Source organism: Candidatus Bodocaedibacter vickermanii (assembly GCF_014896945.1).
GTDB classification, from domain to species: Bacteria; Pseudomonadota; Alphaproteobacteria; order UBA6184; family UBA6184; genus Bodonicaedibacter; species Bodonicaedibacter vickermanii.
Genome location: NZ_CP054719.1, coordinates 330,638 through 355,913, shown reverse-complemented (window position 1 = coordinate 355,913; position 25,276 = coordinate 330,638). Strand labels below are relative to the sequence as shown.

Annotated in this window: 21 protein-coding genes; 12 read left to right on the top strand and 9 right to left on the bottom strand. The window is 40.3% G+C overall.

The window, feature by feature from the left end; genetic code table 11:
• Positions 1 to 410 precede the first annotated feature (410 nt).
• Both CPBP_RS01660 and serS read right to left on the bottom strand, forming a co-directional pair.
• Entirely contained in the window at positions 411 to 1,316 is a 906-nt protein-coding gene (locus CPBP_RS01660; RefSeq protein WP_350332317.1) for a murein hydrolase activator EnvC family protein, read from the bottom strand.
• A 3-nt stretch (positions 1,317 to 1,319) separates the two neighbouring features.
• Complete coding sequence (serS, locus tag CPBP_RS01655; protein WP_350332316.1) at positions 1,320 to 2,591, bottom strand: serine--tRNA ligase; 1,272 nt, start codon at positions 2,589 to 2,591, stop codon at positions 1,320 to 1,322.
• A gap of 124 nt (positions 2,592 to 2,715) precedes the next feature.
• Between serS and CPBP_RS01650 the strand changes: the two genes are divergently transcribed.
• Both CPBP_RS01650 and CPBP_RS01645 read left to right on the top strand, forming a co-directional pair.
• On the top strand, positions 2,716 to 3,162 hold the full coding sequence (locus tag CPBP_RS01650) for a DUF2141 domain-containing protein (protein WP_350332315.1): 447 nt from the start codon (positions 2,716 to 2,718) through the stop codon (positions 3,160 to 3,162).
• A 47-nt stretch (positions 3,163 to 3,209) separates the two neighbouring features.
• Positions 3,210 to 3,962: a hypothetical protein gene (locus tag CPBP_RS01645; protein ID WP_350332314.1), complete on the top strand. Its 753-nt coding sequence runs from the start codon at positions 3,210 to 3,212 to the stop codon at positions 3,960 to 3,962.
• On the opposite strand, the gene rodA is transcribed toward CPBP_RS01645, so the two are convergent.
• A complete protein-coding gene (rodA, locus tag CPBP_RS01640) occupies positions 3,963 to 5,072 on the bottom strand; it encodes a rod shape-determining protein RodA (RefSeq protein ID WP_350332313.1) in 1,110 nt (369 codons plus the stop codon). It lies immediately after the preceding gene.
• Positions 5,073 to 5,131: 59 nt separating this feature from the next.
• Here rodA and CPBP_RS01635 point away from each other — a divergent pair, with 59 nt between their 5' ends.
• Positions 5,132 to 6,034: a DMT family transporter gene (locus CPBP_RS01635; RefSeq protein WP_350332312.1), complete on the top strand. Its 903-nt coding sequence runs from the start codon at positions 5,132 to 5,134 to the stop codon at positions 6,032 to 6,034.
• Positions 6,031 to 6,468, top strand: coding sequence for a tRNA (cytidine(34)-2'-O)-methyltransferase (locus tag CPBP_RS01630; protein WP_350332311.1), 438 nt, complete (start codon positions 6,031 to 6,033; stop codon positions 6,466 to 6,468). Before CPBP_RS01635 ends, CPBP_RS01630 begins: the two co-directional genes overlap by 4 nt.
• 50 nt (positions 6,469 to 6,518) lie before the next feature.
• On the opposite strand, the gene CPBP_RS01625 is transcribed toward CPBP_RS01630, so the two are convergent.
• The 4 genes from CPBP_RS01625 to CPBP_RS01610 all read right to left on the bottom strand — a co-directional run bounded on the left by CPBP_RS01625 (position 6,519) and on the right by CPBP_RS01610 (position 10,136).
• A complete protein-coding gene (locus tag CPBP_RS01625) occupies positions 6,519 to 7,814 on the bottom strand; it encodes a methyl-accepting chemotaxis protein (RefSeq protein WP_350332310.1) in 1,296 nt (431 codons plus the stop codon).
• A complete protein-coding gene (locus CPBP_RS01620) occupies positions 7,792 to 8,256 on the bottom strand; it encodes a PAS domain-containing protein (RefSeq protein WP_350332608.1) in 465 nt (154 codons plus the stop codon). Before CPBP_RS01620 ends, CPBP_RS01625 begins: the two co-directional genes overlap by 23 nt.
• Positions 8,257 to 8,329: 73 nt before the next feature.
• Positions 8,330 to 9,565, bottom strand: a complete 1,236-nt coding sequence (locus CPBP_RS01615; protein WP_350332309.1) for a methyl-accepting chemotaxis protein — start codon at positions 9,563 to 9,565, stop codon at positions 8,330 to 8,332.
• A gap of 46 nt (positions 9,566 to 9,611) precedes the next feature.
• Complete coding sequence (locus CPBP_RS01610) at positions 9,612 to 10,136, bottom strand: PAS domain-containing protein (protein WP_350332308.1); 525 nt, start codon at positions 10,134 to 10,136, stop codon at positions 9,612 to 9,614.
• A gap of 136 nt (positions 10,137 to 10,272) precedes the next feature.
• Between CPBP_RS01610 and gpmI the strand changes: the two genes are divergently transcribed.
• Genes gpmI through CPBP_RS01595 form a run of 3 tightly spaced genes read left to right on the top strand, consistent with a single transcriptional unit; the run spans position 10,273 to position 13,965 of the window.
• Complete coding sequence (gene gpmI, locus CPBP_RS01605; RefSeq protein ID WP_350332307.1) at positions 10,273 to 11,778, top strand: 2,3-bisphosphoglycerate-independent phosphoglycerate mutase; 1,506 nt, start codon at positions 10,273 to 10,275, stop codon at positions 11,776 to 11,778.
• A complete protein-coding gene (locus CPBP_RS01600) occupies positions 11,763 to 12,497 on the top strand; it encodes a murein hydrolase activator EnvC family protein (RefSeq protein WP_350332306.1) in 735 nt (244 codons plus the stop codon). Before gpmI ends, CPBP_RS01600 begins: the two co-directional genes overlap by 16 nt.
• Positions 12,487 to 13,965, top strand: a complete 1,479-nt coding sequence (locus tag CPBP_RS01595; RefSeq protein WP_350332305.1) for a S41 family peptidase — start codon at positions 12,487 to 12,489, stop codon at positions 13,963 to 13,965. The genes CPBP_RS01600 and CPBP_RS01595 overlap by 11 nt, the downstream gene beginning before the upstream one ends.
• A gap of 1,254 nt (positions 13,966 to 15,219) precedes the next feature.
• Here CPBP_RS01595 and CPBP_RS01590 read toward each other — a convergent pair.
• Positions 15,220 to 15,396, bottom strand: coding sequence for a hypothetical protein (locus CPBP_RS01590; protein WP_350332304.1), 177 nt, complete (start codon positions 15,394 to 15,396; stop codon positions 15,220 to 15,222).
• 86 nt (positions 15,397 to 15,482) lie between these two features.
• On the opposite strand from CPBP_RS01590, the gene mutS reads away from it, so the two are divergent.
• Genes mutS through trpS form a run of 4 tightly spaced genes read left to right on the top strand, consistent with a single transcriptional unit; the run spans position 15,483 to position 22,197 of the window.
• A complete protein-coding gene (gene mutS / locus CPBP_RS01585; protein WP_350332303.1) occupies positions 15,483 to 18,089 on the top strand; it encodes a DNA mismatch repair protein MutS in 2,607 nt (868 codons plus the stop codon).
• Positions 18,090 to 19,664 carry a murein biosynthesis integral membrane protein MurJ gene (gene murJ / locus CPBP_RS01580; protein WP_350332302.1) on the top strand — a complete coding sequence of 525 codons (1,575 nt, stop codon included), beginning with the start codon at positions 18,090 to 18,092 and terminating at the stop codon, positions 19,662 to 19,664.
• Positions 19,661 to 21,205, top strand: coding sequence for a murein biosynthesis integral membrane protein MurJ (murJ, locus tag CPBP_RS01575; RefSeq protein ID WP_350332301.1), 1,545 nt, complete (start codon positions 19,661 to 19,663; stop codon positions 21,203 to 21,205). The genes murJ (CPBP_RS01580) and murJ (CPBP_RS01575) overlap by 4 nt, the downstream gene beginning before the upstream one ends.
• Positions 21,202 to 22,197 (top strand): tryptophan--tRNA ligase, encoded by a 996-nt coding sequence (trpS, locus tag CPBP_RS01570; protein ID WP_350332300.1) that lies wholly within the window; start codon positions 21,202 to 21,204, stop codon positions 22,195 to 22,197. The genes murJ (CPBP_RS01575) and trpS overlap by 4 nt, the downstream gene beginning before the upstream one ends.
• A 246-nt stretch (positions 22,198 to 22,443) precedes the next feature.
• Here the strand turns inward: trpS and priA are convergent, their stop codons facing one another.
• The gene (gene priA / locus CPBP_RS01565; protein ID WP_350332299.1) at positions 22,444 to 24,435 is read right to left on the bottom strand and encodes a replication restart helicase PriA; all 1,992 of its coding nucleotides are present in this window, start codon (positions 24,433 to 24,435) and stop codon (positions 22,444 to 22,446) included.
• A 128-nt stretch (positions 24,436 to 24,563) separates the two neighbouring features.
• Here priA and CPBP_RS01560 point away from each other — a divergent pair, with 128 nt between their 5' ends.
• The gene (locus CPBP_RS01560) at positions 24,564 to 25,082 is read left to right on the top strand and encodes an ImmA/IrrE family metallo-endopeptidase (RefSeq protein ID WP_350332298.1); all 519 of its coding nucleotides are present in this window, start codon (positions 24,564 to 24,566) and stop codon (positions 25,080 to 25,082) included.
• Positions 25,083 to 25,276: the final 194 nt, after the last annotated feature.

Here is a 25,276-nt window from a genome sequence, read left to right as displayed (position 1 = left end):
GATCCAATCCGACCAGACACGGATTTTTATACCAGAAGACGGCGTAGGTTCGCCTTCTGGAAACCTGAGGTTGCATACAATCAAGAAAGTTGATGAGGCGAGGGGTGCCGTATTGGCACTCGCAGCTTCTCAAACCTCTCTAGTTCCGAGGCACATGTTACAATGTCCACACCATCGAAACTATGTGTCAGGGCAGAGCGTGATGCTGTACCCAAGGGCTCTAAATAGGCATGCTCTCTTAGGTAACGTGACGTTGCGTCTCCATAGGTTAGTCTTCGATTCGCAATGACATATTAGTTTGTGACTCAACCACCGCAGCTATGCGGCTCAGGGGCGCGATGCGCCAGACGATAGCCATCGTCATCAAATCGCAAAGCGATTTGCCTGAGCCGCCTAACGTAATGTAGATCTTATTTTGGAAGATATTCCATTGGGTTAAGGCTTTTTGTTCCTTTGCGTAATTCAAAGTGCAATTCGCCGTCACTCCCTTCGGTTGCAAGGATATCAGCGATGCGTTGGCTTTTCTTTACCGTATCATTCGCACGCACAGAAATACCGCCAACTTGTGCATAGGCTGCGATCATTTGGTTGGAGTGTTCGATCAGCACAACTTTTCCCATACCTTTGATAGCACCGACGAAAATGACCTTTCCGTTATCAATCGCAACAACGGGGCTACCTGCCTTTGCTTTAATATTAATGCCGTTGTTCGTTCCTTTGTCGGATGATCCGTACCCTTTGCTGACAGATCCTTTGACCGGCCATGCATATACAGGTTGAGTAGGCTGAGGTGCTGTAATTGCTGCAGATTCTGCTTGTGCTACGGCATTGGGTGGAACCTTGTATTGCTTGCCTTTTGTTTCCTCAGGTTTAATTTTTAACTGAGAGTAACGCTCTACCTTTTCCTGAGTCTTTTGTTCAGATTTTACTGGGGGAGATTTAATTGCAGGTAATGCGGATGGAGCCAGTGTTTCAGGGACATCTAGTTTGCTATGAGAAGAAGTCTCTCTCGGTTTCATTGCAGGCTCTGAATGTGTAACAGGAGCAGACTCTATAATTGAAGACGATGATGGAATCTCCGAAACATGAATTCTTCCAGATCCTGACTTTGTCTCTCCCGTATATTTACGAATGATGGACTCAATGGCTTTATTCTTAAATGACTCCCATTCTTCGGGCGTCATATTTTCTGTATGGCGGGTGCTTCGCTCTTCAAACGAGACTGGAGATTCATCTGATCCACGTGAACAACCGGATCCCAAAAGAACCAGTAAGGTTAATAACATTAAGTTAGCATAGGCGATGGGTGTGTTCATAATTTACCTAACTGGTTCAATAATATCGGTATTCATAAAGGGGCGTAAAACCTCTGGTACCATAATACTACCGTCTTTTTGTTGATAGTTTTCAAGGACTGCAACTAATGTGCGCCCGACAGCAAGTCCAGAACCGTTTAAAGTATGGGCAAAATGCAAGTGTCCAGTATCGTCTCTGTATCGTGCATTCATTCGGCGTGCTTGGAAATCAGCGCAGTTGCTGCAACTTGAGATTTCTCGATAAGCATCTTGTGAAGGTAGCCATACTTCTAAATCATAGGTTTTTTTTGCGGAAAATCCCATGTCGCCTGTTGATAGCAACATAGTTCGATAGGGAAGTTCTAAGCGTTGTAAGATTGTTTCTGCACAACTCACCATGCGTTCGTGTTCGTGGCTAGATTGATCTGAAGTTGTTATAGATACCAATTCAACTTTAGAAAATTGATGAACGCGAATCATTCCGCGAGTATCTCGACCGGCAGAGCCTGCTTCTTGACGATAACAGGGTGTGTGAGCCGTAAACCGTAACGGTAGCTGATCGGTTGGAATGATCTCATCCATCATCATGTTGGTTAGCGGAATTTCACTAGTGGCAATTAAATAATAACCGGATGTTGTTTTAAATTGATCGTCTTCAAATTTTGGTAATTGACCCGTTCCGTACAGGGCATTGCTGCGCACCAATGTGGGTGGAGAAATTTCTTGATACCCAAATTCTGTGGTATGAACATCCAACATAAAATTTGCTAATGCACGTTCCAGTTTTGCTAATTGATTTCGTAAAATCACAAATCTGGATCCTGACATTTTGGCGGCACGTTCAAAGTCCATTTCACCCAAAGCTTCACCCAATTCATAATGAGGAAGCGGCGTAAAATCAAATGTTCTAGGAGTTCCAAAACGACGAATTTCCTGGTTGAATGTTTCGTCAGCGCCCACAGGTACTTCGTGATATGGAATTGACGGAATCGACATTAACAGCCCGTGTAATTCGTCTTTTAACGCCTTTTCATGGTGTTCTAATTCGGGTAGGCGAACTTTGATAAAATTGCTTTTTTCCAGTAATGCTGTGGCATCTTGCCCTGATGCTTTTGCGGTTCCGATATCTTTTGCAAGGCTGTTGCGCTGCGTTTGTAAGTCTTGCATTTCTGAAACTGCAGCACGATGAGATTCATCTAATGCTAAAATACGTTGGCTAAGGGGATCTATCCCTCTGGTTGCAAGCCCTTGATCAAAGGCTTCTGAATGCTCACGAATCCATTTTAAATCGTGCACGACAAGGTCTCCTGAAAAATAATTTAAATATCAAAAAACATGACATGTTGCCATATTTTTACAAAGTTAATATAATATTAATCATTTTACGACTAGAATCAATAAAGTTCCAGGAATATTTATCATGCAAAAAATCTTAACTGCTTTATTTATTTTTATCGGCGTTGTTAGTAATTCAATTCAGGCAGAGACATTGACCTTAAAAGTGGGTCACCTGCGATCATTAAAAGGCAATTTAATGGTTTATTTATGGAATAATCCAGACGCATATTTAATGAAAAACTCAGCAGATTACAGAGTGATCCTTGATCTTGAAAAATCAGAAAATGCTCCAATTGATGGGATGATCAAAGTAACAATAGACGATTTACCCCAAGGTGCATATGCAATGATGTTATACCATGATGAAAACCGATCCTATGATTTTGAACGAAATTTCGTAGGTATTCCCATGGAAGGTTTTGCTTTTGGAAATAATGCTCAACCCAAATTAGGCGCCCCAAAGTTTCAAGAAGCCGCCATTAATTTAGGTCAAGCAGACGTTGTACAACAGGTGAATGTGTTGTATTGACTGAGTATAATCTGGTAGGTTGTCGAGGGCAACCAACAAGTAAACAAATGAAAATATCAGAATCATACGTAGCGGCTCTATGGTTTTTACAAGAGCTTGTAGACCGAAAGTTAATAGGCGTTCATCCTCCAACAGAGGATTTAGATGTTACTTGTATTTTAAGTTCCATGGATTTGGGAACTCGCCTTCAAGGAGGAAAAGAAATCTATACCCCTTTAGACCAATCTAGAGGCGGTGATTGGAAAGGTGCAATTACTTTTATTGGTGGAAACGTAAAAGGTGATATTTCTTCAAAGCAAGCCTTTTTGGGAATGATCGCTTTTATTGAGTTTTATAAAAACGAGTTCGAATTTGATGTACAAGAAACCATAGATTTACTAACGGCTATGATAGCAAATCCAGATCATTACAAAGAGCTTTGGAAATTATGGGATCACTATATTGATCGTTATACTAATCTTTTAGGTGATTATCCTGTTGATATTGAGGGAACGTATGGGACTGGGCACTTGTCGGATACCAGTATAAATCGAGATTTAATACTCACGACAGCAAGAAGTGGAGATAGTTATCTTGGTAGATGTCAAAATAGCGGACATGATTGGTACCATAAAATATTGGAAAATGGTCAGCAATTGTGGGCAGAGGTTAGAAACGGAATTATTATTAATGGAGGTCAGAATACTTTACCTATAAAGTACAATCCGAGTTCAGGCGTAAAAAAAGCATTGCGCGCAAGATCTAGGTTTAGAGGAGTTAGACGAATAATAAATGCACTTCTAAAAAGAGTCTGCCATTAATTACAAAATCGAACGTTTCATGCGATGAGACAAGTCTGCGGATAATATCAGACCAATGCTAGTCATCATTGTTAAGGTTGCGGTACCCCCGTATGTCATTAGGGGCAGGGGAACCCCAACAACAGGCATAACGCCAATGACCATGCCGATGTTAATAAAAAAATACAAGAAAAAGGTCATGATTAATCCCGTAACCATCAACCGTGGGAACGTTTGATGGAATCGCAGAGCAATTCGATAACAGCAATAAAAAAGAAATGTATATGCGCTGATTAATAGAATCGCTCCAATAAACCCAAACTCTTCTGTGAACGTTGTGAATATAAAATCTGTTTGTTTTTCGGGTAAAAAATCCAGTTTGTTTTGGGATCCATTCATGAATCCTTTACCAAGAATTCCGGCAGATCCTACGGCTATTTTAGATTGAATAATGTGGTATCCTGTGCCTAACGGATCGTTTTCTGGATTTAAAAATGTCAGAATACGATTCTGTTGATATTCATGTAAATGGTTCCATAATATTGGGGCTGTTGCTGCAACTGCGGCTCCGGCACCTACAAAATATCCCCAATGTAAGCCTGCCATAAATACTAATGTTAAACCTACGGTCAATAAAATCATAGCTGTTCCCAGATCGGGCTGGCGCAGAACTAACAGAACAGGTATAGCGATAAAGGTCATAATGACAAACAGATGGCTGGATAGGTTCGCTGTTTTAAAATGAACACTGCTGTAGAATCGTGCTAATGCAAGGACAATGGTGATTTTTACAATTTCTGAAGGTTGTAATTGAATAAAATATAAATTGATCCATCGTTGCGCACCCATGCCAATGTGTCCGAATAAATCAACATATACTAACATTAAAAGGCTGGTGATATATGCGCCATAGCTAAGTGATCGCCATATGTTCCAGGGGGTTAGGGCTACGAATAGCATGACGGCAAAACCCAAACCAAAACGCATCAATTGTTTGGATGACCACTGAAAAAAATCACCTTCAGCGGCAGAGTATAATACGACAAGTCCAATCACACTTAGGAATGTTACGCTGCCAATCAGTGACCAGTCCAGTAATTTAAATCGATTGTGCAGGGGAACATATCGCATGGTCTATTGCCTTAAATGTCTGAATACGGTATTTTAATTCATTATATAGAGTTGTTAAAATGACCATACCAAAAGACGCGAAACATGTCACCCATGAAAGTATATCGTTTGCTATATCGTATATGTTGTTTGCGATGTTTTTATTTACGACTGCGAATACAGTTGTAAAATATTTAGGTGGGCTAAACCCAGCCCCCGTACAAATTGTATTCTTTCGTAACCTTATACCGTTAATTGGATTAATACTTTATTTTTATGTTAAGCATAAAAAAATACCTCACATAGATAGAAATGTCGTAAAAAATTTTGGCTTAAGGAGCCTGTTTAGCACGTGTGGTTTAAGCTGTTTGTTTTACGCGTATATGCATGGAAACCTGTCGGATGTAACTGCGATTAGCTTTACGAGTCCTTTGTTTATAAGTATTTTAGCGATCCCTTTGTTGCATGAAGCGTTAACATGGCAACGTATTGTGGGATTGTGTGTTGGTTTTGGCGGTGTTGTTGTGATCACGAACCCATCGGTAAATGTAGATTTATGGCCGGGTGTATGTGCATTGTTATATGCGTGCAGTGCGGCGTACTTGATGGTGACGGATCGTAAATTGCGCCATTATTACACTGGTGTGGAAATTGTTTATTATTTTTCGTTAGGTTGCGTGCTAATAAGCGCTGTACCAATGTTTCTGTGGTGGGGTTGGCCCTCTCAAATAGAATGGTTTGCTTTAGGAATCATTGGTTTATTAGGAGGTTTTGCTCAATTGTGTATTGCTTTAGCCTATCGACGCGCAAGGGCTACACTGGTTGCGCAAACAGCATACGTGTCTGTTGTAATAGCAGCCATTTATAATTACTTTCTATTCGATACATCGCCAACGGTGCGATTAGGGATTGGGGTTGTGATGGTCGGAATCGGCGGTATATACGTTGTATTGCATGAGCGAAAACAGAAGGTGTCAGAATGAAACTAGCGTTATATCAACCTGAGATTGCTCAAAATGTAGGTACTATTTTACGCATGTGTGCTTGCATAGGAGTATCAGTAGATATCATTGAGCCCTGTGGTTTTCCATTTAATTCTCCGAAATTTAAGCGCTCGGCGATGGATTATTTGGAGTATGTTCAGATTCAACGTCACAACAGTTGGGAAGAGTTCTATGCGCAAAAAACTGGACGATTAGTGCTTTTAACACCGCATACAGAAAATGTTTATTATGACTTTATGTTTGAACCTTCTGATGTTTTAATCTTAGGTCAAGAATCCTGTGGAGTGCCACAATTCGTAATGGATCAATCGGACGCATTGTTAAAAATTCCAATGAAAGCAGGAATGCGATCCTTAAACGTGGCAATGGCAGGCGCGATGGTATTATCAGAAGCAATTCGCCAAACGCGTTAAAAGTGACAAGCATGCGTAGTGAATAAACCACGTATGCTTGTTTGACTTAACTATTGCAAATGAACGCTGAATTGATCGACATCTACTTTTAAGCTGTTAAATTCTTTTAAGAGTTGATCTAATCGATCTTTTACGATATTAGAAGAATTATAGGTTTTTCCTGCAACTTCCCCAATGTTTTTCATAGCTGAATTTACGTCGTTAATATTTGTCGCGCCATGCTCCATATTTTGGTTAATCTGTCTAGTGGTTACATTCTGTTCTTCTACAGCCGCTGCAACGGCAGTGGAAACGTTACTGACTTTAATAATTGTTTCAATTACATTTTCAATGGAAACAACTGTTTTTGATACATAACTTTGAATAAGATTGATATTTTTAGTTATTTTTTCAGTAGCTTCTACTGTTCTAGAGGCCAGATTTTTAACTTCATTTGCAACAACAGCAAAGCTTTTTCCAGCCTCACCAGCCCTAGCTGCTTCTATAGTAGCATTGAGTGCAAGCAGATTTGTTTGAGAGGTAATACCAGTAATTAATTGAATAACATCGTTGATTTCTTCTGATGATTGTTTTAATTGAATGATAATCGCAGAAACGTCTTCAGCTTGGTTGGTGGCTTCTGTGGTAATGCTATTTGATTCTGTAACTCTAAAACTGATTTCTGAAATTGCACTGGATAATTGAGAAACTGCAGTGAATAGAGTATTCATCATATTTACGGCACTTTCCGACTTTACCTCTGCAGATGACGTTTTTTCAAGAGTATTTTCTGCGGATTGTAAAAGTGTTTCAGCATGGTCTGTCGCATCTATTACTCCGTTTGAAACAGTCGTTAAAGCATCTTTGATTTTACTTTCAAAAATTTGTCCGGCTTGTTTAAATGATAAATTTCTTAAGTAAGATTTTTCGATTGTATCATTAATATTTTTTGCATTATCTTGAAATGAACCTCCCAACCCTTCAGATAAGATCTTGCGATAGTATTTGTGATTTTCAATGGCTTGCATTGAATTGATCGTTTCCCTATTAAGAGCATCTACGACATCAATAAAATCATTCAACCCCCATTTTACTTCAGCAATTACTGACTCATCTGTAATGCTTGAGAATCGTTTTTGCAAGGATCCTTTAGTCCATTCAGATAAAATGTCTGGAATGAATTTTAATGAACGAAAGGCCTTATAAAGCGACACGCCTAGCAATAATGTAAGCGTTAGGAGAGTTAAAGATAGAAACAATAACGTTATTTTGTTGATGTCTAGGAATAGAGCTATGACTAGCAAAAAGCTTGAGGTCGTAACGGCAAAAAAAGATAATCCAATTTTAGATTTTAAGAATGAATTCATTGTAGTCTTCTCCTTTTGTTGAAGTAACTTGCATTAAAGTTGAGTAAGATTTTTTGAGCCCTTCTGTGCTGGATTGAGCACTATTTTCGATTTCTAAAAGATTCGCGTATATAGTTGCAATCTTTTCAAGCGAGTCTTTGTTGGGGCTGCGACGATTGGAATGATATCCAATAATTTCATTATTATCATTAAATGTTGCAGTAACATGGGCTAACACCCAATAATATGCACCGTCTTTACACAGATTTTTTACATAAGCAAAAATTTCGTTTCCTTGTTGAATATATTCCCATAATAATTTAAATACGGCTTTTGGCATATCTGGATGACGGATAATAGAGTGTGGTTTCCCTAATAGTTCTGCTTCTGTATATCCTGATATATTTAAAAACAATCGATTGCAGTATTCTAATAATCCTTTCGAATCGGTGCGACTAACGATTAATTAGTTTTTTCCAAACGTCCTTTCCACATTAGTGATTTTCGGTCGAAGCTGCATACATATTCTCCACAAGTTATAAATAGGGTTGACGAATGAAGTTGCTAAATTGATCCATATTCTCTTTTACGAATTTTATCTTAATGGCTAAATCAGATAAACTGTTACTCATTTGATTTGATGAATCAAATGTGGCTGTAGCAATCTTAGACATATCTTGAATGGTTTCATTTACATTTAAAATATTGGTCATGCCTCCTGACATGTTATGACTCATTTGATGGGTGGTGTTACTTTGAATCTCAATAGAGTGTGCTACATCGTTTGAAATGTCTTTGAGTTGGTTGAGAGTATCTAAAACTTTATCGATAGATTCTGTTGTTGTATCAATATAGTTTTGGGTCAAGGTGACTTGATTAACAATTTTGTTGCTGGATATCATTGTTTTACTAGCTAGGTTTTTTACTTCAGCGGCTACTACAGAAAAGCTTTTTCCATATTCGCCGGCTCGAACGGCTTCAATAGTTGCATTTAAAGCTAATAAGTTTGTTTGCTCTGCAATTTCGGTAATTAAGGCGATGACGTCGTTAATTTCTTGCGATGATTCCTTTAGTCGATATATGTTGTTGGCCGCAGCATTTATTTCTGTTGCTGCGATTGTTGTAACATTGTTCGAGTCATTGACTTGAGTTCTAACATCATTAATCGCTTCTGAAAGTTCGTTACTTGCACGAGATAGGTTGCTCATCATTTCCCCAGCATTTTCAGACTCAAGTAAGACTTGAGAGCTTTTGTTTTTACTTGCTAATGAAGATTTGCTTAATTCTTGAAAGTTTTGGATTAATTTTTCTGATGCATCAATTATGCCGTTTACAAGTGTGCTAATTGTTGTTTCAAACTCTAGAGTGTTTTGAAGAAGTTTTTGATTTTTATTATAAAAATTATCAATAGTTTGGTTAATCGCTGTTGCGCTAGCTTTATAGTCTCCAGATAGTCCAGTTAACATAATTTTTCTGTAGAGCTTTCCTTCGGCAATTGCTTTCATGGACATTTGAGACTCTCTGTGCATTACATCAATAATATCAGAAACGTCATTGAGTTGTTGACATAACTCATGAAAACGCAAAGGGAATTTATTAACTTCTAAACGTAAGTCTAGCTCTCCTTTATTAATTTTGCTTAAAGCTAACGCAGCATTTTCGTAAAAATATTTATTGCCTTTGGCATCAACGTATAACAGCAATGTTAAAAAACCTAAGCTGCCACTTAAGATGATTTCAACGATTGATTCATGGAGAAATCCATAAACCATGAGCACTATAGCCAAAGTGCTCGTGATTAAAGTTTGTAATATTTGTCTAGAGGGATAAGATAAGTTCATTGTAGTCTTTTCCGCTGCTACTAATAATATTGTTTAATTCCGCGTATGATTTTTGAAGTCCTGTAGTTGTAGAAGAAGCTTTAAGTTCGATATCTAATAGAGATGCATAAATTTTGCTTATGGTATCTATGGCATTACGTTTAGGACGTCTGCGATTGGAGTGGTATCCAATGATAGTACCACTTTGATCGTGAGTTGGGGTTACATGAGCTAAAACCCAATAATATTCTCCGCCTTTGCTCATGTTTTTTACATATGCAAAAATTTCCTGATTTTTTGAAATGGTCTCCCAAAGTAATTTAAAGACTGCTTTTGGCATGTCGGGGTGTCGAATGATGGAATGAGGTTTTCTAAGTAATTCTAATTCTGAATATCCAGAAATGTTTATGAATGTACGATTGCAGTAGGTAATCATCCCACGGGTATCTGTCCGGCTGACGATTAACTCGTTTTCGCCAAATGTCTTTTCTTTATTGATGGGGGTAATGTTTAATGCCAGCATTCTGATACCTTAACTTGATAATGTATTATTATCTTAAGTAATGATTAATAAAGAGTAAATTTGCATATTCTTTTCATAGATCTCGATTTTTGAGATGCAATCATTTACAATTAGCAATAAAACGAATGGGTAAACGGTGATTACAACAACTGTATTGGCGATATTAGACGGATGGGGGCTTTCTAGGGAAAGTGCTCATAATGGAGTTTTATTAAGTAAAACGCCTAATTATGACAGAATCTTGGCGGCGTATCCGTGGACTGAATTACAAGCGTCTGAAGAATTCGTTGGACTGCCGAAGGGGCAGATGGGGAATTCGGAAGTCGGTCACCTTAACATTGGAGCTGGACGATTAGTGAAACAGCTATTGCCCAGAATCTCTGAAGTATTTGAAACTCCAGAATACATAAAAGCAATTCCTGCGCTGCAAAACTTAATACGTGATCTGCAATTCAAGAAAAGCAAATTACACTTGATGTGCTTACTTTCTGATGGTGGGATTCACAGCCATCAGTCTCATTTGGAGGCAATTTACGATGTGATGGTGTCCGAAGGGATCGAAGTCATCGTTCATGCATTTACAGATGGTCGAGATACTCCACCATCATCAGCCATCGACTTTATACAACAGTTCTGTCAGCAGGGTAAGCGAACGATTCATACCATCGGGGGGCGTTATTATGGAATGGATCGAGATAAGCGTTGGGATCGAGTTCGGAAAGCCTATGATACAATTGTACATGGCAACGGAGTATCATTTCCAGACCCTATCGAATATATTCAAGCTTCATATGTAGATGGAATAACTGATGAGTTTATAGTTCCGGCTATTAAGATGGGGTATGAAGGATTCAAAGACGGCGATGCTGTGTTTATGGTTAACTTTAGAGCAGACCGAGCACGGCAACTGTTAACATCAATCCTGGATCCTGAGTTTAAAGAATTTGATAGAGGGGTAGTGCCCAATATTTCAAAAGCAGTTGGAATGGTTTCATATTCTGAAACGCTGGATGGATGGATGGATGTTTGCTTTGCACCAGAGGCGTTAGTTAACACATTGGGGGAATACGTTGCATCAAAAGGATTGCGACAATTACGAGTGGCTGAAACCGAGAAATATGCTCATGTGACATTCTTTCTAAACGGGGGACGAGAAGTACCTTTTGAAGGAGAAGATCGAATGTTGATTCCTTCACCTAACGTTGCGACCTATGATTTACAGCCGACAATGTCAGCAGATCAAATAACTGAAGCTGTGCTTTCAGGAATAGGAACGTACGATTTGATCGTGGTCAACTATGCTAATCCAGATATGGTTGGGCATACGGGGATGGTGGAGGCCAGTGTGAAAGCGGTGGAGTCAATCGATTTACAATTGGGTGGGGTGGAAGCAGCCATCTTGCAGAACGGTGGTGCGATGATTATTACGGCAGATCATGGAAATGTTGAAACGCTGTGGGATGATAAATCAGGACAGCCTCATACTGCGCATACAATGAATCCAGTACCGTTTATTGTGGTTCAAAAAGATGTTACATTTAAATTAACAGCAGGAGCCTTATGTGATGTGGCTCCTACCGTCTTACGCATAATGAAACAAGAAAAACCAGCGGAGATGACAGGGAAATGTTTAATAGAATAATGCCTATTGTGATTGGGTGTTCGTTGATAAATGCATGTGTGTATGGAGGTTTAAAACCTGCGACTGCAGTGGTGAATTGCAATGGTGTCTTAACAGAAGAAGTTAATAGGCATCGATTAACTCAGTCATCATTAAGTGCAACGCCCGAGGTGATAAAAAGTGATCGTCATCGGTTTATATTGGGAAGGTTGGGAGCGTCTAAATCTAATATAAAGGTGCGAGAGCAGATTGCAAAAGTTAAAGTCATAACTGTGGAACAATTAGCAGAACCACGATTGCCAGAGGAAAAGAAAAAATATAATCTATATGCTGAAATGCCGGACAATAGTCCTAAACTTAAACTTAATTGGACGATGATGCCACCCGTTAAAGGGGGAGTGTCTAGAAAGTTTGGTGAAGGGGATAAGAAATTATCACAAGGTGTTGTGTATAATATTAAAGCAAGCCAAAATGTCCATGCACCCGTTGGGGGAGTTGTTATTTTCTCAGGATTAATGAAAGAATTTGAACATGTAGTAATGATTGAGAAAGATTTTGAGAATATTATCTTGGTTGCGGGTATTAGCAATGCTGATATCAAGCAAGGAGATAAAGTGTACCGTGGACAAAAAATAGGTGCAGTGGTAAAAGGAAAATGGGTCTATGTAGAGTTTCGCAACGCTGGAGTGCCCATAGATCCCCAACAGATTTTAGTGTCAGGAAATGTAAATGAAGAGTAAGTTTATTATGCGGTTGTCGTACAGTGTTAGTTTGATTGCTATTTTATTATCGTCATGTGGAGCAATGTCTTCATCGTCTGAAAATAAAACTGTAGATATTCCAAAACAAGATGTTCCAAAACCAGAGCAGGCGTCTACTCCTGAACAGCAGCAAAAACTGGATGTGTTGAGAGATGTCTTGTTTCCACAAATTTATAGTGTGATCAAGCAATATTACGTAGAAGAGCCTGATCAAGAATTAATGATTCAAGGCGCTATCAATGGCATGTTATCTGCATTGGATCCCCATTCAAGTTATATGGGACCTAAGGAATATAAGGAATTTAGAGAGCATACTCAGGGATCAATGTTAGGAGTTGGTATTCAGATTGTTCCTGATCGTGGTGCCATTCGTGTGATAGCCCCCATAGAAGATACGCCTGCATATCGTGCAGATATTAAAGCGGGTGACTATATTATTAAAGTAGATGGCGAATATGTCTTTGGTTTATCCATCGATGATGCAATCCGCAAATTGCGCGGAACGAAGGCAGGGACGGAAGTGAAAGTTAGCCTGTTCCGTAATGGTGAAATGCTTGAAAAAACCATGAAGCGTGAAGAGATCAAAATCAATTCTGTTAAGTGGGGTATGTTGCAAGATGTAGGCTACATCCGTGTCAGCACATTTGATGAAGTTGCTCCCAAAGATTTTATTACTGCGATCAAAGATATAAAAAACAAGCTGGGTAAAAGTCTTAAAGGATTAGTGATTGATGTTCGATCAAATCCAGGTGGATTGTTAAACGAATGTGTTCAAATGTGTAATCAATTGCTGGATGGCGGAGTAGTGGTGTCGTCTAAAGGTCGCGATGAAAGTCAAAATATGGTGTTTAACGTTGAACCCACCGGGCTTACAAAAGGAATACCCTTGGTTGTATTGATAGACGAAGGATCGGCTTCGGCATCTGAGATTTTAGCGGCGGCTGTTCAAGACCATAAACGTGGGTTAGTGATAGGAACACAGTCTTATGGTAAAGGAACTGTACAAGTGGTTGTACCGTTTGGAGGAAAGAAAAGCATCCCCGAAGGCGATGTGTTTGCCCCATTACGTGAAGAGCGGGCTATTCGACTGACAATTGCGCGATATTATGCGCCAAGTGGTCGGTCTATTCAAGGTAAAGGGGTTGCCCCAGATTTGGTTGTAGAGCCTGCAAAGATTGAAAAGCTTCAACGTCATGAAATGTTACGAGAGAGTGATTTTAAAAATGCGTTAGATGTGTCAGAAACGGAGCGTCGAAAGAACAGTTTCTTTAATGAAGAAAAGAAAAAATCAGATAAAAAAGATGCAGCGCGCAAACCAATGGCTGTTAAGAAACAATTGGATCAAGAGCGCTTAACTGAAATGTACGAGGAAGACTATCAATTCTTGCGTGCTGTTGATACTGTTAAAACGTTGAGTTTAGTTCAATCGTCATCTAAGAATAACTGAGCAATCTGGCAACGTGCCGCCAGCGTGACGCCAACCTGCGGTTGGATCCATTAGGTTAGGTTGGGTGTGGCAGCATGATGCTGCACCCGTTAATTAGGCTGGTTTTGAACCTACCTTCGATGCAGGCAACGTGCCGTTGCTGCATCCATTGGGTTAGATTGAGTGTGGCAGCATGATGCTGCATCCGTTAGATTAGATTGAGTATGATTTGAGATATGAGAATTTTGACCCACCTTCGGCGCAGGAGGGGTAAGGGTGAAAAATGAATTTGAGATATTTTGTTGAAAAGTAGTGTTTTAGTTCCTTGTTTTGTTTGAAAGTGCTGTGTTTGCAGCTTTCAAAGTTAAGTTATATAAAATCCGTGTCCAATCACAACCGATCTAACTCTCGGATGCAACGTCACGTTGCCAGCGTCACGCTGGCGTTGTTTAAAACCGAGAGAATCCCCAGTAACCCGCACGTGCAAAAAGAACCCCATTTCTTACACGAATGGGGAAAGGCGGACTTTAGTATAATATACAAAGTCGTGTTTTACGAGCCCGTCGACTCTAGGGGTTGTTTACAGGGCTGTGTCTACTGATCGGGTAGTTGAGCACCTGTACTGGGGATTCAATTCAGCGTTTTGTCCTTTGGTGTTTCAATCAAAGCTTCGTCATGGATCTGGTTAGAGATCCTTTGGCTGAAAGATTCAAAGACGTAGAACGAAAAAAGGCTACCCAGGTTTTTGGGTAGCCTCTTCGCAATTCTACTTATTAGTATACACAGTGAATTCGGATTGTCAATATATTTTTGAAGGATGATGGTGTTTTTGTAATCCGTGTTTGTGCGAATCGGATATAACTTATGGGGTGCAGCGTCACGCTGCCAAAAAAGTGAATTCCGTCAATCTTTTGTTAACGTTTGTGAGGTATTGTAAGTTTAGAGCGCTCATACATTATTATTTTTGCCCACCGTTTCGAGAAAAAATGACGGATCGTTTCGTCTATTTAGTCTCGATTTAGGGAGTGGGTTTTGTCCCCCCACCCGAAGGTCACTGAGGGTGTCTGGGGCGGGGGGGGGGTAAAAAAATCGCGTTAACTAAATCTTAACCTTTATTAACCCCGGATTAACGACAACCTGCGGTTGCATCCATTAGGTTAGATCCGATGTGGTTGGAGACGGAGTATAAATTTTTCAACCGTATTTATAGCTAAACGCACATAAAACAATTACGCGGCGCCCTTTGCTCCAGATTTTCTTCTAATGGGTGCAGCGTCACGTTGCCAACGTGCCGTTGGATCCGTTAGATAATACGGTTTGTAAAAGTAAAAACCCTGAATTGTCGCAACGTTGTTTATTATAATCCGTATCTGTGCGAATCGGATCTAACTTATGGGGTGCAGCGTCACGCTGCCAGGGATCATCCCTGGTGTTTATTTTTTTAAACTTCATTTTATCCTTGCATTTTGTGGGGGTATTCCGTACAAATAGGGTGCAGTTGATTCTGCATATTATCATTCAGAAATATAGGTTGGTCGGTGAGTAACTCTGTGAGTACAACCCCGATGATGGCACAGTATTTTGCCATCAAAGAGCAACACAAGAATGCGTTGTTGTTCTATAGATTGGGCGATTTTTATGAGCTTTTTTATGAAGACGCCATCACCGCATCCAAAGCACTTGATATTACCCTTACAAAACGTGGACAAAACCAAGGTGAAGCGATTCCCATGTGCGGCATCCCGTTTCATGCCTATGAAAATTATTTAAGCAGGTTGATTCGTCAGGGATATTCAGTTGCCATTTGCGAGCAGATGGAAACGCCAGAAGAAGCTAAAAAACGAGGCGGGAAATCAGTCGTACAGCGAGACGTTGTGCGAGTTGTAACACCTGGAACGTTAACCGAAGATACCTTGTTAAATGCTGGATTGCCCAATTATTTATGCGCGATTAATACTAGCGATGATCAGGTAATTTGCGGGTTTGTGGATATTTCAACTGGAGTGTTTTTATTAGAGACAAGTGATCCATTGACCTTGGATACTGTTCTGGAAAAGTACTCTCCATCTGAAGTTTTGATTTCTGAATCAGCACGTTCTAGTGTTGAAAGAGCAAGTTATATTGTAACACACCGGAAAAAAGTGACATGGCAGCCAGCCAGCCGATTTGATAGCTATACGGGACATAAACGTTTGTGCCAGATGTATCAGGTATCGACGCTGGAATCGTTTGGACATTTTTCTGATGACGAAATTTCTGTTGCCGGTGCGTTGGTTGATTATGTTTCGTTGACTCAGAAGCAGCATATGCCAAGATTGAGTCCGCCTAAGAAAATTAGGTCAGACGGATTTTTATTTATTGATGCTCAAACACGTCGCAGTTTAGAACTGACGATGACGTTGAAGGGCGAGTATAAGGGGAGCATTTTATCGTTCCTAGACCATACGACAAATAATCTTGGAAAACGGATGTTGTATGAACAGGTATCCCATCCATTATCAAACGTTCAAAAAATTAATGAACGTTTAGATGGCGTTGCATTTTATGCACATCATACAGATGTTCGAAGAAGCCTTAGAGATTTATTGAAGCAGGTTCCTGATATTGAACGGTGTTTGTCTAGGTTGAGCGTGGGGCGGGGATCCCCCCGAGATTTAGATGCTATTCGGAATGTATTGGGGTTAATTCCTGAGATTAAAACCTTGCATTTGCGCCATGAAGATTTGCCAATCATATTGACGCGGTCGCTTCATTTGCTGAAAAATTTAGATGAGTTGAAAGACGAACTGGATAAGGCGATTGTTGAATCTGGATTACCAGTGTTAACCAGAGACGGTGGATTTATTCGTCTTGGATATTCTCCACAGTTGGATGAATATATTCAGTTGAGAGATCATGGGAAAGAGTTGCTGGAACAGATGCAAGCACGCTATGTTCAAGAGACGGGAATTTCAACATTAAAGATAAAATACAATCAAGTGATTGGGTATTACATTGAAATTACTCAGACTCATAAAGATAAAGTCCCTGATTGGTTTATTTTGCGACAGACGTTGGTGAATGGTCAACGATATGTGACTCATGAATTGGCAGAATTGCAGGAAAAGATTCTGTCGGCATCTGCAAAAGCCTTGGAGCGAGAACAACAATTGTTTGAGGAACTGGTTCAAAAGGTATTAGTGGATGCCGATACGTTATCACTGATGGCAAAAGCATTGGCATGGTTGGATGTTGCGGCATCTCATGCAGAACTATCGAAGCATTTTAAATTGGTTCGACCCGTCGTTGATGATTCCAAAGCATTCCAAATAGATTCAGGGCGTCATCCAATTGTGGAAGAAGCACTTATATTTGAGCATCAAACGTTTGTGCCGAATAGCTGTGATTTAAGCAAGGGGCAATCATTGTGGTTAATGACAGGGCCGAACATGGCGGGGAAAAGTACATTCTTGCGTCAAAATGCTTTAATGATTGTTATGTCTCACATTGGATGTTTTGTTCCTGCAGCGACTGCGCATATTGGTGTGGTTGATCGTTTGTTTAGTCGCATTGGAGCATCCGATGATTTGGCCAGCGGTAAATCAACGTTTATGGTTGAAATGATTGAAACGGCGGCAATTCTGAACCAAGCCACTGAATCATCATTTGTGATTTTAGATGAAATTGGTCGAGGGACTGCAACCTATGATGGGATGTCCATTGCTCATGCAACAGTCGAACATTTACACAATACGAATCAGTGCCGTACGTTATTTGCAACGCATTATCATGAATTGACTCATTTAGAAAAAGAACTTGCAAACACAGCGTGTTATACCATGGCAGTTCAAGAGTGGAATAATACGATACTGTTTAAACATCAAGTTATTCGGGGATGTGCAGATCGTTCTTATGGAATTCATGTGGCAGAGATTGCAGGGTTTCCACGGGATGCATTGCACCGTGCGGAGAGCATTTTGGAACATTTAGAAGCCAAAGCACAGTCAACAGAAGGGCAGACGATAGTTTCTGTTCCAAAACCTGTTAAACGAATTTCGGAATTGGATAAATTTGTAATGGGATTGAACCCTGATCAATTAAGTCCAAAAGACGCATTAGACGTTGTCTATAAACTAAAACAACTTATCAACAATGGAGATAAATAAATGGGGTTAATACGTTCCCTGATTACTATTAGCGGGAACACGGTCATCAGCCGTATTTTAGGATTTATGCGTGACCGATTGGTCTATTCAGTCTTAGGTTTAAGCCCCATGGCAGATGCGTTTTCAGTATCGGTTAAAGCGCCTGCATTGTTTCGGCGATTGTTTGCAGAGGGTGCATTTAACGCTGCATTTGTTCCAACATTTTCTGGTGTGTATTCAGATAAAGGCGTGAATGATGCCAAGGTATTTGCAGAACAAGCCTTTACGTTATTATTTGTTGGGTTGCTTGGGTTGGTTATTCTGGTGGAATTATTTATGCCTCAATTTATTGGTTTGGTTGCCGGTGGCTTTAAATCAAAGCCGGAAACATTGCAGTATGCCATTGAGTATACTCGTATAACTTTCCCCTATATTTTGTTTATTTCATTGACGGCATTATTAGGTGCTGTATTGAATTCTATGGATCGATTCGGTGCAGCTGCAGCAACACAAATTATTGCAAATGTCGTCGTGATTTCTTATTTCGTTTTTTTTCAAAACAGTTTTGAGACTCCAGGACATGCAGCTGCATGGGGATCTGTTTTATCTGGTCTTATACAATTAATTTGGTTGCATTGGGTGTGTGGGCGTCAATCTGGTTTAAAGATTGGATTTCGTAAGCCCACGATCACTCCAGAGATGCTGCAGATGTTTAAGTTGTTCATTCCAGGATTAATTGGATCTGGAATTGTGCAGTTGAACTTGTTTATGAACATGGCGATTGGCTCAAGGTTACATACGGGTGGATTGGCTGCATTACACATTGCGGATCGTGTGAATCAATTGCCGTTAAGTTTAATTGGTGTTGCCATGGGAACGGCATTGTTACCGTTACTGTATCGCCAATTAAAAGCAGGTGAAGTAAAGGAAGCGATCAATACTCAAAATCGAGCATTGGAATTGACATTGCTGTTAACGTTTCCAGCAGCTGTTACACTTATGATTTATGCTGATTCATTTATAGCAACTTTGTTTATGGATAAAAACTTTGAGTTGGCGGATGTCTTGAAGACAGCCCCTGCATTAGTTGCATACTCAACGGGGTTACCGGCATATGTATTCTTAAAGGTTGTGAGTGCGAGTTTCTTTGCCCATAAAGATACGAAGACCCCCATGTATGTTGCAGGAGTATGTTTTTTCTTAAATGCTGTATTATCTGCCTTTGCAATTTTGATGTTCAATCATATTGAGATGGGGCATGTGGGGATTGCAGCATCATTATCGATATCATCATGGGTTAACGTATTTGCATTAGGGTGGATTGCCTATCGCAGAAACATGTTGAAATTGGATAGAGGATTTTATCGAACAACATTTCTGGGATTAATTGCCTGTGCAATTATGGGAATTGTGATTTATGTGATTGAACCGTTCTTTCAATCGTACATGTTTTATGAGCCCATTTATATAAAGATTGCAACGTTAATTGGGTTGATTTTAATTGGAATAATTACGTTCTTTATTCCTGCCTATTTTATGGGTATATTGAAAATTCAAGACATTAAAGTACATGCATTGGGAAGGGGATCACAATGAGTTTAGGTCGACATATTAGTGTAATTGGATTTCATACAACATTAGGGCGATTTCTGGGGTATCTGAGAGATACCCTTGTGGTTGGAGCCCTGGGCGCAACCGCGATTACGGATGCTTTGTTTATAGCGACCAAGATAGCGTCGTTGTTTCGACGGCTGTTTGTAGAGGGGGCATTTAATGCCTCCTTTATTCCAATATTTGGGTCATTAAAGGAAAAAGACGGAGTACAGAAAGCAACATATTTTGCAGAACAATCCATGGTGTGGATGGTGCTGTTTGTGGGAGCGATGACGTTATACGTTATGGGATTTACGGAATCATTCGTTGGATTGATTGCAACAGGGTTTAAAGATGACCCTGAAAAGCTGCAATGGACCGTTGAGTTTACGAGGATTGTATTTCCATTTATTTTATTGATTTGTTTAACGGCGGTATTGGGGTCTGTATTAAACGCGATGCATAATTTCGTTCAGACGGCAGCCAGTCAAACCGTTGGAAATTCGGCGATTATCCTGTTGTTTTTGGCATTACAAGATGTTGCTGAAACAAAGGCACATGCGGCTGCGTGGGCGATTCTAGGATCTGCCTTTGTTCAATTTATATGGTTGTATGTGGTGGCGGTTAGAATGGGCATAGTTATCGTCCCAAGATGGCCACAACTTACGACACCCGTAAAAGAATTTATGAAACGACTGTTACCGGGAATTTTTGGAACAGGAATGGTTCAAATTAACGTGATGATCAGTATTTTCTTTGGATCATATCTTGGGGATGGTGGTGTTTCATACTTACAAATTACGGAACGTGTGAATCAATTTCCATTAAGCATTATCGGCGTGTCGTTGGGAACTGTGTTGATTCCAATGCTGACAACTCAATTGCAGCAACATAGCATGGACAAAGCCTTGGAGACGCAAAACAAGGCGATTGAATTGTCGTTGGCGTTATCGTTGCCCATTTGTGTTATTGTGACGATGTTTTCTGCGCCGATTATTTCAACGTTGTTTATGCATGGAAAATTTACAGAAGCGAATGTATTAGCTGCGGCACCTTGTTTAGTTGCGTTCATTTCTGGGTTGCCCGCCTATGTATTGTTGAAAGTATTTTCATCAACATTCTTTGCGTTGAAAGATACATTGCGCCCATCCATCGTTGGTGGAATTGCCATGATTATTAATGCTGTATTGTGTTATTTAATTGTAAATGATCTGATATGGCAAGAGTTACCAAATCATGTTGGAATTGCGATAGCCTTGTCAATTTCCGGCTGGGTTAATACGTTGGTGTTAGCCGGATGGTCTTATGCAAAAGGGTATTTCAAATTAAACGCCTTATTTATCCAGACAGTTATTCGTATTACAGTGATTGCAGGATTGCTTGTGGCAGTATCTTATGTTATTTACCCCTGGATATATGGTTTGGCGTTTGATACAAACGTAGTGTATCGATGGATTTCGTTGTGCCTTATTGCAATTATTGCGGCGTCATCATATTTTATAACAGATATCTATTATAAGAAATTATTAGGAACAAAACGATGAAACGAGTAGTGTCGGGGATTCAACCCACTGGCAGTTTAACATTAGGAAATTATTTAGGGGCGATTCGAAATTGGATCGCCTTTCTGCATACACATGAATGCCTATTTTTTATGGCAGACTTGCATTCGTGGACTGTATTGCAAGATCCAGCTAAATTAGCTGAGCAATGTCGATTGGTTGCCGCAGCCTATATTGCAAGCGGCATTGACCCCACAGTATCGAGTATTTTTATGCAGAGCCATGTCGCGGGGCATAGTGAGCTTGCATGGTTATTAAACTGTATTACTCCGCTGGGGTGGTTGAACCGTATGACTCAGTTTAAGGATAAAGCGGGTAAGGATAAGGAAAAAGCAAACCTTGGGTTGTATGCATATCCTGTATTAATGGCAGCCGATATTTTGTTGTATAAGGCAACGCATGTGCCAGTAGGTGATGATCAAAAGCAACATTTAGAGTTAACACGCGATATTGCCGGTGCGTTTAACCAGACGTTTGGTGAAACGTTTATATTGCCCGAACCTATGATTTTAGGGCAAGCCACACGTGTAATGAGTTTGCGTGATGGTACGGCTAAAATGAGTAAATCGGATCCATCTGATTTATCGAGGATTAATTTAATGGATGATGCGGATACGATTATTAAAAAAATTAAAAAAGCAAAGTCGGATGCCTTTCCGTTGCCTGGGAATAGTGATGATCTGGCGGATCGACCCGAAGCAAAAAACCTGTTGAATATATATAGTGTGTTTGCGGATAAACCATTGTTGCAGTGCTGTTTGGAGTTTGAGGGGGCTAATTTTAGTGCCTTGAAAGAAGCGTTAGCAGATGTCTTAGTTACAGCATTAACACCCATACGGACGGAGATGGTGCGCTTAATGAATGAGCCGCATTATCTGGATAAGATTTTAGCCCAAGGTAAGGATAAAGCATTATCCATAGCCGCAGAAACGTTGAAGGAAGTTCATCAAAAAATGGGGATGCTAAAGGTATAGGCAACCTGGCAACGTACCGCTGCACCCATTAGGTTGTTGAATCCACCTTTGACCCATTTCGGGCGCAGGAGGGGTAAGGGTTTGATGTGAATGGTGATGATTTTGTTGAAAAGTAGTGTTTTAGTTCCTTGTGTTTGCGAAGCTTTCAGGGTTAAGTTATATAGAATCCGTGTCTGCGCGAATCGGATCTAATCTATTGGGTCCAGGGATCATCCCTGGTGCAGCGTCACGCTGCCGGCTGGTTGCTTAGTAAAAACTAATGGGGTCGATATCGAGGGTTAATTTGATGTTGCGTGGGATATTCACGGCGTTTAGCCAAGTGTGCAAATAGGGTTGCAACAACGTTTGTTTTGAGCTTTGAATTAAAAAACGATAGCGGTATTTTCCACGAAGTTTCATTAGCGGTGCAGGGGCAGGACCAAAGACCATAACATCGGGTTTTTGGGGTGCTGTTTGTAATAAGTGTCCGCACACCTGTTTTACGAGATCTTCGGTATCTGCTGTAATGACAAGGCCTGCTTGACGACTGAACGGGGGGAGATGTCCGGTTTCTCTGTTATGCAGCTCTAAGTATAAAAAGGTATCCCTATCAAAGGTTTTAAGGGCTTGAATGACGGGGTGGTGTGGAGCAAACGTTTGAATATAAACGTGACCTGGTTTATCGCCTCGACCACAACGTCCAGCGACTTGATGCAATAGCTGATAGGTATGTTCTGCAGCGCGAACGTCTTGAGCCATTAATCCAGAATCAGCATCAACAATTCCAACCAGTGTAACGTTTGAAAAGTCGTGTCCTTTTGCCATTAGTTGTGTTCCGATGACAATGTCAACTGTGTGATTGTTTAATGCGTGATAGAGTTCTTCAAGATGCGTTTCATGGGTGATATGATCACTGCTGACAGTCATAATTCGGGCATCGGGACATTTTTGTTTGATTTCATCGGTCAGTCGGTCGATTCCAACTCCCCATTCGCTGAGTGTCCCAACGCTGCCGCAGTCGTGGCAATCGGAGTGTGCTTTGATGGATAAACCGCAATGATGACACTGTAATGTTGCATACGATGCATGAGTTCTGTGATGTACCATATGCGCGCTGCAATCTGGACAGGCGACTTTGTGACCGCATTCTGTACATAAGGTCAGTGGGGCAAAACCTCTGCGGTTTAAAAATAAAATGGCTTGTTCGTTACGTTTTACGGTTTCGTGTACGGCTTTGATTAAACTGGTGGATACATAATGACCGCGTCCCACCTGTTCGGTTTTCTGTCGTAAATCAATGACATGAGCCGTCGGAGTGCCAGCACTTCCAAACCGTTCACTCAGGGTTAAAAGCGCATATTTGCCTTCATTAGCATTATGATAGCTTTCAATGGATGGGGTTGCAGAGGCGAGTACCAACGGACAGGATTCAAATCGAGCCCGTACAACCGCCAAATCTCGGGCATGATAATGTACGCCTTCGTCTTGTTTATATGATCCATCGTGTTCTTCGTCGACCACAATTAAGCCTAAGCGTTTAAAGGGTAAAAATAAAGCGGATCGTGCGCCAACAACGACCGATGCATGTCCATTGATGATCTGCTGCCATGTATGCAGCCGTTCCGTTTGTTTTAAGGATGAATGCCATCGGGCAGGCAGAACACCAAATCGGTGTTTAAAGCGATCTAACCATTGTTGGGTGAGGGTGATTTCTGGCAGTAAAATTAATACCTGTCGTTCTTGACGAATAGCTTCTAATAAGGCTTCATAATACACCTCAGTTTTTCCAGAGCCCGTCACTCCATCCAGCAAGAAGGTTTTATATGTGTTTGAACGAATTGCAGTCTGGATTGATTCTGCGGCAATTGTTTGATCTGGCGTGAGGGGGAAATCCCTGGGGCAGTCTTTTGGATCAATAAAATTCCCATATTTTTTTCGCGGTGCATATCCAACGTCGGGTAATCCCGTTAACGTCATTTTTAGACAATTGCCCCTGGGCGTCATATAATACGGTGCTGACCAATCAATGAGCTTACGCGTAGCATTCGATAAGGGGGGTAAATCCCACGCTTGGTTGATTGGCTTTATCTGAAATTCAGGATGGTAATTTGGATCGGTTTCATTCCAAATGACACCAGGCACATTACGTTTACCAAAAGGAACATCCACAAGAGTTCCAATCTCTAACGGATGATCGGAAAGATACGTATAGAGTTGATCTTGGGGTAAAGGTAATAATATGTCGTAACGAAAATGCATGTGTAGCAGTCTATGTAAATTTCTCATGTGTATTATTAAGTGTATAGGGTTTGCGCCTTAAAATCCAGGTATGAAAATTGACATTTTTGCAAAATGGTGTAAACTGTTTAAAGTGTAAAAGGTTAAACATGAAGTTAAGTCCCAAAATTCAAAAACGTATTAGTGAGCTGCAAGTTGATAGCTATAGCGGATATGAGCTGTCCCTTGAAAAAATATGTAAAGAATTGAACCTAGCATGTTTTGAGGCTGACTTAGACGATGGGTTAAGTGGGTTGCTTCTTAAAGAAGGTGAAAGTTACAGCATTTATGTGAATAACAATCATGCATTTTCACGCCAACGATTTACCATAGCCCACGAGATTGGTCATTATGTATCCTACTTAATGAATAGTTTTTCAAAAGATGAACTTGAAAAAGAAGGTCGTTTTGAAGACAAAGCCGTGACGTTTAGAAAAGACGGCGCTTATTCTGATGCAGAAACAGAAGCAAATATGATTGCTGCTGAATTATTAATGCCTAAAGAAAAAGTTGCGGAGTTATTAAAACAAGAACTAAGTCCAGAAGAAATGGCAGACCTGTTTTATGTGTCACCATCCGCAATGACGATTCGGTTGCAAACGTTATATCCAAGCCTTTCTATTATCTAAGGCTATCATTTAAGGTGTTTTTTATAGTGTTATATATATGCCCTCAAAAATCAAAAACAAAAGTGCGATAGTTCCAGATCGACGATCGACCAATTGGAAACACATATTGATATGTATGATCATTGCGCTTGTCATTCTGGTGCTAGGTGCCCCAACCTTGATGTACTGTATTCTGGGTGGCGAAGAAACAAGAA

Excerpts from the sequence above, each read along its gene's own strand:
- CPBP_RS01660 (WP_350332317.1), bottom strand. The coding sequence starts at position 1,316 with ATGAACACACCCATCGCCTATGCTAACTTAATGTTATTAACCTTACTG.
- rodA (WP_350332313.1), bottom strand. The coding sequence starts at position 5,072 with ATGCGATATGTTCCCCTGCACAATCGATTTAAATTACTGGACTGGTCA.
- CPBP_RS01610 (WP_350332308.1), bottom strand. The coding sequence starts at position 10,136 with ATGCTGGCATTAAACATTACCCCCATCAATAAAGAAAAGACATTTGGC.
- CPBP_RS01645 (WP_350332314.1), top strand. The coding sequence starts at position 3,210 with ATGAAAATATCAGAATCATACGTAGCGGCTCTATGGTTTTTACAAGAG.
- CPBP_RS01635 (WP_350332312.1), top strand. The coding sequence starts at position 5,132 with ATGACCATACCAAAAGACGCGAAACATGTCACCCATGAAAGTATATCG.
- murJ (WP_350332302.1), top strand. The coding sequence starts at position 18,090 with ATGGGGTTAATACGTTCCCTGATTACTATTAGCGGGAACACGGTCATC.
- CPBP_RS01650 (WP_350332315.1), top strand. The coding sequence starts at position 2,716 with ATGCAAAAAATCTTAACTGCTTTATTTATTTTTATCGGCGTTGTTAGT.
- CPBP_RS01615 (WP_350332309.1), bottom strand. The coding sequence starts at position 9,565 with ATGGTTTATGGATTTCTCCATGAATCAATCGTTGAAATCATCTTAAGT.
- trpS (WP_350332300.1), top strand. The coding sequence starts at position 21,202 with ATGAAACGAGTAGTGTCGGGGATTCAACCCACTGGCAGTTTAACATTA.
- CPBP_RS01595 (WP_350332305.1), top strand. The coding sequence starts at position 12,487 with ATGAAGAGTAAGTTTATTATGCGGTTGTCGTACAGTGTTAGTTTGATT.
- CPBP_RS01625 (WP_350332310.1), bottom strand. The coding sequence starts at position 7,814 with ATGAATTCATTCTTAAAATCTAAAATTGGATTATCTTTTTTTGCCGTT.
- CPBP_RS01560 (WP_350332298.1), top strand. The coding sequence starts at position 24,564 with ATGAAGTTAAGTCCCAAAATTCAAAAACGTATTAGTGAGCTGCAAGTT.
- murJ (WP_350332301.1), top strand. The coding sequence starts at position 19,661 with ATGAGTTTAGGTCGACATATTAGTGTAATTGGATTTCATACAACATTA.
- CPBP_RS01600 (WP_350332306.1), top strand. The coding sequence starts at position 11,763 with ATGTTTAATAGAATAATGCCTATTGTGATTGGGTGTTCGTTGATAAAT.
- CPBP_RS01630 (WP_350332311.1), top strand. The coding sequence starts at position 6,031 with ATGAAACTAGCGTTATATCAACCTGAGATTGCTCAAAATGTAGGTACT.
- priA (WP_350332299.1), bottom strand. The coding sequence starts at position 24,435 with ATGCATTTTCGTTACGACATATTATTACCTTTACCCCAAGATCAACTC.
- CPBP_RS01590 (WP_350332304.1), bottom strand. The coding sequence starts at position 15,396 with ATGAAGTTTAAAAAAATAAACACCAGGGATGATCCCTGGCAGCGTGAC.